The 11,240-nt window shown below is 43.7% G+C and carries 11 protein-coding genes and 1 tRNA gene; 5 read left to right on the forward strand and 7 right to left on the reverse strand.

Annotated elements, in window-relative coordinates:
• Window positions 1-60 precede the first annotated feature (60 nt).
• Window positions 61-1,485, reverse strand: a complete 1,425-nt coding sequence (locus IDJ76_RS06735) for an LptF/LptG family permease (protein WP_191162039.1) — start codon at window positions 1,483-1,485, stop codon at window positions 61-63.
• Between the two features lie 96 nt (window positions 1,486-1,581).
• The gene (locus IDJ76_RS06740; protein WP_191162041.1) at window positions 1,582-1,962 is read right to left on the reverse strand and encodes an START-like domain-containing protein; all 381 of its coding nucleotides are present in this window, start codon (window positions 1,960-1,962) and stop codon (window positions 1,582-1,584) included.
• 113 nt (window positions 1,963-2,075) lie between these two features.
• Here IDJ76_RS06740 and IDJ76_RS06745 point away from each other — a divergent pair.
• Window positions 2,076-2,149 (forward strand) — tRNA-Met (locus IDJ76_RS06745).
• A gap of 161 nt (window positions 2,150-2,310) precedes the next feature.
• On the opposite strand, the gene IDJ76_RS06750 is transcribed toward IDJ76_RS06745, so the two are convergent.
• The 5 genes from IDJ76_RS06750 to IDJ76_RS06770 all read right to left on the reverse strand — a co-directional run bounded on the left by IDJ76_RS06750 (window position 2,311) and on the right by IDJ76_RS06770 (window position 8,577).
• Complete coding sequence (locus IDJ76_RS06750; protein ID WP_191162043.1) at window positions 2,311-3,057, reverse strand: HAD-IIB family hydrolase; 747 nt, start codon at window positions 3,055-3,057, stop codon at window positions 2,311-2,313.
• A gap of 6 nt (window positions 3,058-3,063) precedes the next feature.
• Window positions 3,064-4,359, reverse strand: coding sequence for a cation:proton antiporter (locus tag IDJ76_RS06755; RefSeq protein ID WP_191162045.1), 1,296 nt, complete (start codon window positions 4,357-4,359; stop codon window positions 3,064-3,066).
• A 365-nt stretch (window positions 4,360-4,724) separates the two neighbouring features.
• Window positions 4,725-6,197, reverse strand: a complete 1,473-nt coding sequence (locus tag IDJ76_RS06760; protein ID WP_191162047.1) for a TolC family protein — start codon at window positions 6,195-6,197, stop codon at window positions 4,725-4,727.
• 24 nt (window positions 6,198-6,221) lie between these two features.
• Window positions 6,222-7,580: an HlyD family secretion protein gene (locus IDJ76_RS06765; protein ID WP_191162049.1), complete on the reverse strand. Its 1,359-nt coding sequence runs from the start codon at window positions 7,578-7,580 to the stop codon at window positions 6,222-6,224.
• Entirely contained in the window at window positions 7,573-8,577 is a 1,005-nt protein-coding gene (locus IDJ76_RS06770; RefSeq protein WP_191162050.1) for an ABC transporter ATP-binding protein, read from the reverse strand. Before IDJ76_RS06770 ends, IDJ76_RS06765 begins: the two co-directional genes overlap by 8 nt.
• Window positions 8,578-8,777: 200 nt before the next feature.
• On the opposite strand from IDJ76_RS06770, the gene IDJ76_RS06775 reads away from it, so the two are divergent.
• The 4 genes from IDJ76_RS06775 (at window position 8,778) to truA (ending at window position 11,218) form a co-directional block, all read left to right on the forward strand.
• Entirely contained in the window at window positions 8,778-9,557 is a 780-nt protein-coding gene (locus tag IDJ76_RS06775) for a dienelactone hydrolase family protein (protein ID WP_191162052.1), read from the forward strand.
• A 105-nt stretch (window positions 9,558-9,662) separates the two neighbouring features.
• Window positions 9,663-10,046, forward strand: a complete 384-nt coding sequence (locus tag IDJ76_RS06780; RefSeq protein ID WP_191162054.1) for a DoxX family protein — start codon at window positions 9,663-9,665, stop codon at window positions 10,044-10,046.
• 98 nt (window positions 10,047-10,144) lie between these two features.
• Window positions 10,145-10,378, forward strand: coding sequence for a hypothetical protein (locus IDJ76_RS06785; RefSeq protein WP_191162056.1), 234 nt, complete (start codon window positions 10,145-10,147; stop codon window positions 10,376-10,378).
• 33 nt (window positions 10,379-10,411) lie between these two features.
• The gene (gene truA / locus IDJ76_RS06790; RefSeq protein ID WP_191162058.1) at window positions 10,412-11,218 is read left to right on the forward strand and encodes a tRNA pseudouridine(38-40) synthase TruA; all 807 of its coding nucleotides are present in this window, start codon (window positions 10,412-10,414) and stop codon (window positions 11,216-11,218) included.
• Window positions 11,219-11,240: the final 22 nt, after the last annotated feature.

Raw genomic sequence — 11,240 nt, forward strand, 5'->3', positions numbered from 1 at the left:
TTGCCAATATAGCGCAAAAGTAAAGCATAATTAATTGATAAAGGTCGGCAATTTGTAAAACTACACCGTGGGATTACGCTTAGGCAGCTTAAGGCGTTTAAAGAATCGTTTATACAGTTCCATATCAAATAAGGCGGAGTCTGTTGCAGCTTTATAAGAAAGAAACAGGCCGATTGGGAATAAAACCACAATGCCTATCCACGCGCCAATAATAGGCGACAAGTCGCCCTCTTTAGCCGATTTTTCGCCTATAGTGCCGATGATATAATAGATCAAAAAGAAGATCACAGAAACCACCACCGGCAGGCCCAAACCGCCTTTACGGATAATTGCCCCGAGCGGTGCCCCTATCAAAAATAAAACGATACAACCTGCTGAAAGTGTAAATTTCCGTTGGTACTCCATAACATACCTGCGCACACTTTTGGTGGTTTCTTTATAATTATCTATGCGGAGCTTTAAGGCATCCTGCACCTGCCTTACTTCACTCGCGGCATTGTTGTAAGCATTTATCTTTTCGTTTACACTATGCAGCAACACGCTATCTGCCGGAATAAGCTTTTTAACAGTTTTAGATATTTTGGGGATGGTAAAATACTTAATGCTGGGTACAATAAGCCTGTAATTAACACTGGCGTTACTATCTACATTTTTGTTTGCCGAATCTATGTAATGCTGCAATTGCTTCAGGTTCATCATCATGGATGCCTGCCTGAACTCGCTTTCATTCGTACGGGTCATCTTAAATGCCGACAAATCAAACCGCTGCTCGGTTTCCTTGAAGCGGAAACGGGTAAGCCGGCGGCGCTGCTCGTAATTTACATCGCCGGGGGTTTCTTCGTAACGCACGCCATCCTTTAATTTCAGTATTAAAAACAAATCGTCTTTAGTACGATACATCATACCCGATTTAGCGAAGGTTACAATGTGATTGATATCGATAGCGCCGCGCTGATAGATCATTATATCATGCAGGGTTTGCCCGTCCGGGTCTTTACGCTTTACACGGATAGTGGTACCCGGGAAACGGCTGCTGAAAATATTCTCGGGGATTAGATCGGCCGATTTTTGCTTGCGGGCATCGTAAAGCAGTGAATAATATTTGAGGTTGGCTACCGGCAGCATGTAATCAGAAAACACAAAGGCGGCCACGCTGATCACAAAAACTACAACCATCATAGGGTACATAGCCCGGCGCAGCGAGATCCCAGCCGATTTGATGGCCACCAGCTCGTAATTTTCGCCCAGGCTGCCATAGGTCATGATTGAGGATAACAACACAGATAATGGCAAGGCCATGGCCAGATTAGTTGCCGAGTTGTACAACATCAATTCTAAAATAATGTACCACTCAAACCCTTTGCCTATCAGGTCATCGATATATTTGAAAAGAAATAGCATCAGCAGCACAAACATCACAATCAATAAGGTGACTATAAAAGGCCTTATAAATGACTTGAGCAGTAAAAGATGTATTTTTTTCATCAGGGAAATTTGTATACAGGGACCAAACGGTTCAGCAGGCAAATAATTGTAAGCCGTTTAAGCAATTAGCTGATACAAAAATACAGAAATTAATATTTAGGCGCCCAGGGTGCTTATCAGGTAATCTACCTGGTTATCCCATATCAGCCGGCGCTCGGCAATGGTATCCTCCGTCGCGAAATCGGTAATGCTCAGGGCTACATCGTTAGTCAGCTCGTCCTGCACAATTTCCATCTCAAAATAGCACTGGGGCTCGTCGTCAATCCACTTAAAACGTACCAGTTTATTCTCCTTTATGGCTACCAATTTGGCATTCTGCTTTTCGCCATCCCACGTAAAAGTGTATATCTGGTCCTTTACATTCACATCATCAGCAAACCATTGCGCCAATCCATTAGCTTCGTTAAGGAATGTATAAAGTATTCTGGGTGAGGATTTTATTTCGTACTCAATAGTAAATTTCTTCTTTTCGGACATATAGGTTTTGACGTTCAAAAGCCATTAGGGTGTAAATGTTAACATTTTTTCTAAAGAAAACGAATTTCTGCTATATTTGCAAACCTTTTTAAGGTGCCATCAATAATATATCCGGCGGGGTAGCTCAGATGGTTAGAGCGTAGGATTCATAACCCTAAGGTCGGCAGTTCGATCCTGCTCCCCGCTACTTAAAAGAAAGTCATCAGTCATCCACTGATGGCTTTTTTTATTTACGCTGCATTATATCCGCAGTGTCAACCCTCACTCTAAAAAACCAATCTAAAACATATTACCCGTCTAATCTTTTATAACATGGTTCCCGGCCTTTTTAATTGCAATGGTCTAATCTTATTTCTGGCAGGTAATAATCGTCTCAATAATAAGTTTGGTGTCCTCAGGGTCGCGCACCTGGATACAATCTGCACCTGTTGTTTTGGCCGGATAATCATTACCACCTTCAAAAAGCGCATCGCCTATAAAAAGCATTTGCTCTATTTTGATCTTCAGCACTTCTTCCAGTTTATGCATCCCGTATGCTTTATCGATACCCGGTTTGGTGATGTCAATAGAGGTAGCACCACCCAGGTTAATCGCAAACTCCGGGATCATTTTCTCTAATAATGTCTTTATCTTTTTCCGCTTTTTAAAATCCGGATCCCAGGCCTTTTTGGGCTTAAGCGGGGCCTTTTGGCCAAGAGCAGAAAATGTGATCTGGCTATCCCGGTCTTCTATCTGCGTGCCCCATATTTTTTCTGCCTTAAAACCAGATTTTTCGACGGCTGTTTTTAACGAATCTTCTATTTTTTGCTTTTGTTCATCGGTGAAGTTTTCAGCATAAAGCTTTTGCCACTCACCGTTCTTATAGGTGTAGAATTTGGTACCGCAGGTTGGTAAAATAGATAGTTTAGATAAGTCGCTGCCCTTGGGCAGGTGAGCTATGACCTGTTTTTCGAACTGCGGCCAGGCACCGCCAGAGATGATGGCAACGTGTGCAACCCGCAACAGATCATGAAACAACAGGCCCATTTCTTTATCAATTGCTGCTTTGCTTTCTGCAAGTGTTCCATCCAGATCGAATACAATTAGTTTTTTCATCTTAATTTATGAGGGCATATCTATTTCAAACAAATTACTCAATGATTTGTGGTTTACTACTGCGTTTTTACCCTGGAGTTTTTTTACAAGTTTCCCAATAGTTAACCCCTGCACGAGTATCGAAAATACAACGATGATGTAGGTGATCAGTACAAGCTCGTCACGGTGCATATCCGTACTTAAAGAGAGGGCCAGCGCGACTGAAATACCTCCCCGCAAACCACCCCAGGTTAATATTGCTATGGCATTGTTCTCAAACTTGATCTTATAACGCAATAGTAAAACCGGCAATATAACAGAGATCCATCGTGCCAGTATTACGATGAGTATAGAGATCACTCCTATAATCATTACTGTTGTGTTGATCTTGATGATGAGCATTTCCAGCCCTATGAAAAGAAACAGCACAGCATTAAGTATCTCATCAACCAAGTGCCAAAACTTACCCAGGTAATCACGCGTTTCGGCAGACATGCCTCCTTCTCTTGCTTTATTCCCTGTAATAATACCCGCAACAACCATTGCTAATGGCCCGGAAACATGCAGGTGCGACGCGAGTGTATAACCCCCCATTACTATAGCCAGTGTTATCAATACCTCCACCTTATAATCGTTTATTGATCGTAAGGCTAAAAAGCCTACATAGCCAAGAGCTGCACCAAATGCGAGGCCACCAATAGCTTCCTGGAAAAAAAGCGTACCTATTGCTGCGATAGAAAAGGCCCCATCGGGCGAACGTGCTATCTGCGCTATGCTGATAAATATTACTACCGCTATACCATCGTTAAATAACGACTCTCCGGCAATCTTAACCTCCAAAGATTCCGGGATATTTGCTTGTTTTAGGATACCCATAACGGCAATTGGGTCTGTCGGAGAAATTAGCGAGCCGAACAACAGGCAATAAATAAATGGTATGGGCACGCCAAAAAACTTAAATAAGAGCCAAGTCATGCCCCCAACCAGGCATGTAGAAACCAATATACCAATAGTAGCCAAGAGCAAAACTGGCCAGCGTTCGGCCTTCAATTTCCCTGCATCTATATGGATAGCCCCGGCAAAAAGCAAAAAACTAAGCATAAAATTCATCAACACATCCTGAAAATCTACCGAATTGGCTAACTCGATGGCTTTTTCAGATAACAAAGACTTTGAATTACCAAGAGCCACCAAAATCACAGAGCAGATAAGCGATAATGCCATGATGCCAATGGTGGGCGGCCATTTAATAATGCGGTGGTTGATGTATGCAAATAACGCTGCTAATACAATGGTTATGGATATAATTTCCTGGGTATTCATGAACAACAAGCATTTTTTGAAGTAACACTAACTTGGAGTAAAATTACATTTCCTTTGCGGCTATTAACCTATAATGATACCAATATAAAGTAGGCAGGAAAACTAAATTTTGGGGCTATGCATACAGTCGCCGCCAAACGGGCATTCACTCGCACTATTGTTTTTTTGTATTGGGTTAAGCTTGTACTGCGAGCAAAGCGATGTTAAACAAGCTATCCACTCGCCAATCTTTTGGCCGTTTATGATATGATAACGGATAACTGCTTGTTTGAAGTTATGTACCTGATATTTCGAATTTTCAAGACGGGAGCAATTTTACAACCAGACACCCCTAACAATCGGCTTTTCTTATGTATTTTCACTCACTAATTAACAGCCGTAACCCGCGTACCAGCCTTGTAGTAAAGATCAGCTAACGACTTTTGCATCCCCGCTATCATTTCGGCCTTTTTGATCTGCATGTCTATCAGTTTTGTTTCCCTGCTATTGATCAAAAATAAAGTACTTTCGCCCAGTTCGAATTTTTGCAATTCGCCCTTCACTAATACCTGTTGGTTGATAACGCTTTTAGTCTGCAATAACACTTTCGCTTCATAAGCCTTCAATTCGTTGTAAGATGAGCTGATACCCGTTTGTATTTCACGCCCGGTTTGCTTTACATCGTATTCTAATTCCAATTGTTGAATTTTAACTTCTCTTAACTTACCACGCTCGGCCCTCAAAAAAAGCGGAAAGGAAAAATCAATACCCACTTTGTAATTGCCCGGCCTAAAATCATAGGTGTCTGGCACATATGACCCAAAATCGCGCCGGTTGGAAAGGAACGATCCGTTGATATTTAACTTTGGTTTCAACAATTCAGCACGGTACGCACGTTCAAGGTTTAATCGGCTACCCTCGCTTCGCAGCTTAAGTAAATCTGGGTGCCTGTCAGCTGCGTAGCCGGCAAGGGTATCTAACGCCCCCCTGTTTACAGTTAACATAACTTTATTATCAGCCTGTGGCATGGCAGTTTCGGGCAGTTCCTGTGGCTCTCCGTCCTTACTCCATAAGTGGTTTGACATCACCAGCCGCGCGTTCTGCAATTCCACACCGGCAGATTGTAACTGTACTTGCCTGTCCTGCATCGTAATTGCAGCCTCTACCGAATCGATTGGGGGTTTATCGCCAATCAATACCTGGTTACGCAAGGCAACAAAACGCGTTTGAGCAAGGTCTACACCATCTCTTATCAGGACATACTGCCGGTAAGCGTAGTACCAGTTCCAATAATCCTTTACCGCTGTAAACCAAATTTTATTTATCTGCGCTATTTTTTGAGCTTCGGCATAATTCACCATTATTTTTGCCTGGCGCAACGTATTCCGGCGTGCATCTATTATCAACCCCTGCCCAAGCGGGATGTTTAAGCCAATACCCGATAATCCAGACAAGGCTGTACGGGTTTCGGGGTTATTGTAAATACCCACATTGCGGTCATAGCCTACTTTCAAATCAGCACCCGCCAGCCAGAGTGGAACCTTAAGTTCGCTATCCCAATGATTATAATAATCCGTACCGCCAAAAGTTTTCCTGCCGAAAGATGCCTTTATCGCCGGATCAAAACCACCCAATGATTGCATAACCTTAGCCCTTGCTTCCTGGCTAAGCAACTCAGCCTGCTTCACTATCGGATGGTACATCAGCACCCTTTCTTCCAGGTCTTTCAGCGTAAATATCCTTTTTGTGTCGGCATCGGTCTGCCTGATCTGCTGGGCTGTAGCTCTAACTACAAAGCACAACAACATTACCATTATCAAACAACAGGTAAGATATTGCCGGTAAGTTTTAGTGTACATTATCTAAAAAACGTTTGATTTTAATTACTTTTTATTTGTGGCGGCTGTAGCAGGCTCTTTCTCCAGGCTTGGCGGGAAACCGTTTAACTTACGCCATATTTCATACCAAACCGGTACCGAGCGTAAAATAACCCGACCATACACGCCCGACCCCTGCCTTAACTGATTAGGCCAGGGCTCGTCATTTTCGGGCAGCGGGTGGTCCTGGCGTATGAGCAACCTGTACTTATCGCCGGTGCTCACCCTGTCAATTACCGATACCTTACCAGCGAACGTACCTACCGCTACCGACGGCCAACCGGAGAACTGGACAGACGGCCAACCCTCAAACTGGAGCCTTACGTTGCTGCTATCCAATATCAAAGGCACATCCATAGCATCTACATAGATCTCGGCAGCTACCAACGGTGACTTAGGCTGAAGGGTTGCAACAGATTCGCCTTCTTTGATATTCTCTCCAATACCTGCCTTTAATGTTTTTACAACGTAACCGGTTTGAGGCGCGCGTACAACATATAACCCGCGGCGGATGTCTACGTTGGACATCTCATTCCGCAACTTGGCTATTTCCTCACGCACCTTCGCTTTATCAGATACAGCAGAACTACGGCTGCCTTGTGCCGAAGCTAACGATTGCTGATATTTTGCCCGGATATTGTCCAGCTCTATTCTTGAATTTAAAAGCTCCTGCCGGGCGTTGTTCAGCTTATTTTCCTGTGCTACTACTTTAGCGCGGTCTTCCTGCAACTTCAGCCTGCGGGTTTCTATGTCTGTTAATGAGAACAAGCCATTTTTGTAACCTGATTCATACCGCACCAGGCGCGATTTGCTTGTTTCGTAAAAGTTGCGGACAGCTACCAGGTCGGCACTGTCTATTTGCAAATAGTTGCGGGCCTGCTTTACTTTATTCTCTGCGGCAGAAAGCTGTATCCTAAGGCCGTTGGTCAGCGCAATTATCTGCGCATCCGTCGCTAAAATTTTTTGTTCTGCAGCTACTTCACTTCCTCGTTTAGCATTCAGTTGCTCATCCAGCCTGTCGGTCAGTTCGGGATTGAAATAAGACTGATTGGTTTCTGATAGCACCAATATCGTATCTCCTTTTTTTACCTCTTGCCCTTCGCGCACGGCCCATTTTTCTATCCGGCCGCCAATCTGGTTTTGCACGGTTTGGGCCCTGTCTTCGGGCCGTAAGGCGGTTACGGTACCACGGCCTGCTATTGTTTGCCGCCAGGGCAGCATCAATATAATGATAAACAGTATCAATAATAATATCATTATCCGACCTAAAAGCTTTGGCCCTTTCTCCAGCATTAATTTCGCCCTGGATAACGGTGAGGCTTCTTCCACCTTTCGCTCTAAAAACTTACTCGATTCACTAACCATGGCTTAACTCTCCTTCCTCCATTTCCAAATCGGTTACCACTGCAAGCTTTTCGCTGCCGGTTACCATATCAAATACCGTATTCAGATTGGTCATTAATTTTTCTACCGCGTAGCTGATCTGTACAATGATTACCTCGGCTGCAACAAACTGGCCGAATGTCATTTGACGGTTAACCACAAAGTAAGATCCTAATAATAACAGCGCCCCCATCAAAATGGTACGGAGTACTATAGCACTGGCGAAAAGCTTTTTCAAAATGCTAAAGTGATCGTTGCGTGCTTCAATGTACTTGGCTGTTATCTTATCTGTTTGGTGTGTAACACTGTTGAGTTTATCCGGCTGCCCGCGATACTCATCCAGGTTGGCGGCCACACTTTCCAGATAGGCAACCACCTGGTATTTATATTCAGATTCTTCAATGCTGGTATCAACACCACGTTTGTAATAAATGGCAATAACAGCTACGATACTTAAAATGGTAAAAAGCCCGAACCCTATAAAAACGGGATGGTAAAAGGACAGCAGGATAGCACTGAAAAAAATCTGGACACCGGCTGCCGATATATCAACCAATAATTTGGTTAGGCCTTTTTGTATAGTTAACACATCAAAAAAACGGTTAACCAGCTCCGGCGGGTTCTCTCCATCCAGCTCTTCCTTTTTTATCCGTGGCAGCCTGTAGGCAAACTCTATAGATGCTTTGATAAATATTTTTTGCTCCAGCACCTCTACCAAAGTGAGCTGGCCAATAAGTAGTACGCCGCCTACAATGATCCCGATCAGGATAACTGCAATAAGGATATAGGTTGAACTATACATAGCCCCGTTAGACAGCAAATTGAAAACTGCTGTTATACCAAGGGGTAACGACAGGCCGATGAGCCCGATGAGAACAGCATAAATAAAGATGTAATTGATAGTGATACGTTCGTTATGTAAAATACGCACGAGTCTTTGCCACGGCGTAAGCGTTCCGGGTAGGTGTTTCTTTTTCATCGCCTATTTAATAAAATAAAATGCATTTTGTTTAGCGTTTGTAATAAAAAAGTTGCACAAATATAAACAGCACCAAAAAAAGGAAAATTATTTATTTATCATCATTAAGGAATAAATAATCAAAGCAAACATTTGTCGTATTTTTACATTAAAGCATTGCTACTTTGCAGTAACAAAAAACAAACCCATAATAACGAACTATGAAACAAAATCTATTAATGATAATCATGATCGTAATGATCATGCCCGGTATCGCTTTAGCGCAAGGAACCAACGTAAACTATACCGACGGGGCCACTAAGCTTACCGGTTATTTTGTAAAGGCAAAAACGAGCGGTGCGGCTAAGGCACCCGGCGTAGTGGTGCTTCACCAATGGATGGGTTTAACGGCCCACGAGAAAACGTCGGCCACAAAACTTGCAGCACTTGGCTACCACGCCCTGGCAGCTGATGTGTACGGAACCGGAATGACACCTAAAGACATGAAAGAAGCCGGCGAGAAGGCAGGCTATTATAAAACAAATTTTGAGGTTTACCAATCAAGGATCAAGGCAGCAATTGCCGAATTGATTAAACAAGGGGCAGATCCTGCACGCATTGCCGTTATTGGTTATTGCTTTGGCGGCACAGGTGCCATTGAAGCTGCCCGCGCGGGCATGCCGGTAAAAGGAGTTGTATCTTTCCATGGCGGTTTGGGCAAGGCCGAAACCCGCCCCAATATACCCATCACTACAAAGGTGCTGGTACTGCATGGCGCTGATGACCCTTATGAGTCGGAAGCAGAGATCAAAAAATTTCAGCAGGAAATGCGCGAAGGCAAAGCCGATTGGCAAATGGTATACTTTGCAAACGCTGTACACGCCTTTACCCAGGTTGAAGCCGGTAACGACAATTCTAAAGGTGCTGCATACAATGAAAAAGCTGCACGCCGCTCATGGGAATATATGAATCTGTTTTTGGCAGAGGTTTTTGCTAAATAAAAACTTAATAATATTGGTAAGAAGCCGCTCTGGACAAGAGCGGCTTTTTTGTTTGGCAACCGGCCATCCCCCCGGTATTGGAATAGTAATTGCAAGGTATCGTTTATGAAAGAGGAACAGATAAAAAAGGCAGCACGCATCCTGTTAGGGGCCAATTTGATATTTGCAGGCGTAAGCCATTTAACATTCGCCAGAAAAGACTTTAAGGCACAGGTACCGGATTGGGTTCCGCTCAAGAAAGATGATACCGTATTGTACTCGGGCTTTGCCGAAATAGCCTTAGGCACCACTTTGGTACTCACCCCAAAAAAGCATGAAAAAACCATAGGGAAAGTAGCCGCTACATTTTTCGCAGCCATATTCCCCGGTAATATATCCCAATATACCCAGCGCCGAAGTGCCTTTGGCTTAAATACCGATAAGAAAAGATTTGTGCGACTGCTGTTTCAACCCGTATTGGTTTACTGGGCTTTGAAGAGTACGCATTAATATTGGCCACGATGTTTATATTTGATTAAGTAGTAAGCCTACACGCAACAAGGCTTTGCTAATTATTTGGTATTTTCGCGTTTATAAAAGTTTGACGGATGAAACATGACGAAGTAGTGGCCGCCCTTAAAGTAATTGCCGAAAAAGGTATGGCAATAAATATGAGCAAAGATGATTTGCAAAGCTTACGTGGCTACAACCTCATAGATGTTGCTAAAGGTGCCGAAAAAGACCGCTCGCCGGCGTGTACGCTCACAAAAAAAGGACGGGTAATGCTTAAAGCTAACATGAAACAAGCTCCAAATACAAACGAAGACCAGGAGGCCGAATAAGTATTTAGGCTGCTTCAAATTAATCAAACCTAATTGCGTTACTTTTTCCATATCGGTTACCTGGGCACTAACTACAGCGGATGGCAAAAACATCCGGATGGTTTAAGTGTGCAGCAGGTGTTAGAGAGTGCCCTAAGCAAAATCTTTAAAAGTCCCGTATACATTGTGGGCTGTGGCCGTACGGATGCACAGGTACATGCCAGCCAGTTTTTCTTCCAGGCGGATATAGAGCAAAGTTGGGATTTCGACTTGCTTTTTCGCCTCAATAATGTACTGCCCGATGACATTGCGGTATTTGACATTATACCGGTAGCCGCAGGCGCCCACGCGCGGTTTGATGCCACTGCCCGTAGTTATGATTATTTTATTCATACTGATAAGGACCCTTTTTTAAGTGGTTTCAGTGCGATGTATCCAGTCAAGAATTGGGATCTTAACGCCATGCAACGAGCCGCTCAGCTGCTTTTAAAGTACAACGACTATCACGCTTTTTGCACCATGCCCGATCGTAATACCCATACGATATGTAACGTTACCGCAGCCAATATTTACACCGATGCAATAACTGGCAGGATCAGGTTCCATATTTCGGCCAATCGCTTTTTGGGTAAAATGGTGCGCATTATTACCGGTAAACTTATTGACATAGCCACCGGCAAATTAAGCGTTGAGGAGTTTGAATCGCACTTAGTCCATCCTAAGAAAACACAGGTCATCAAACCCGCCTACCCGCAAGGGCTTTACTTAAGCAAGGTGGTTTACCCCTATCTTGATACTACGGCGGGCAGTAAGTTCAGTGAGCTACTTGCAGGCAATGCGGCCGATTGGCAGGCTGTTTAATTTCTAACACGGTTACAATCTA

Origin of the sequence: Mucilaginibacter glaciei (assembly GCF_014773245.1) — a bacterium.
GTDB classification, from domain to species: domain Bacteria; phylum Bacteroidota; class Bacteroidia; order Sphingobacteriales; family Sphingobacteriaceae; genus Mucilaginibacter; species Mucilaginibacter glaciei.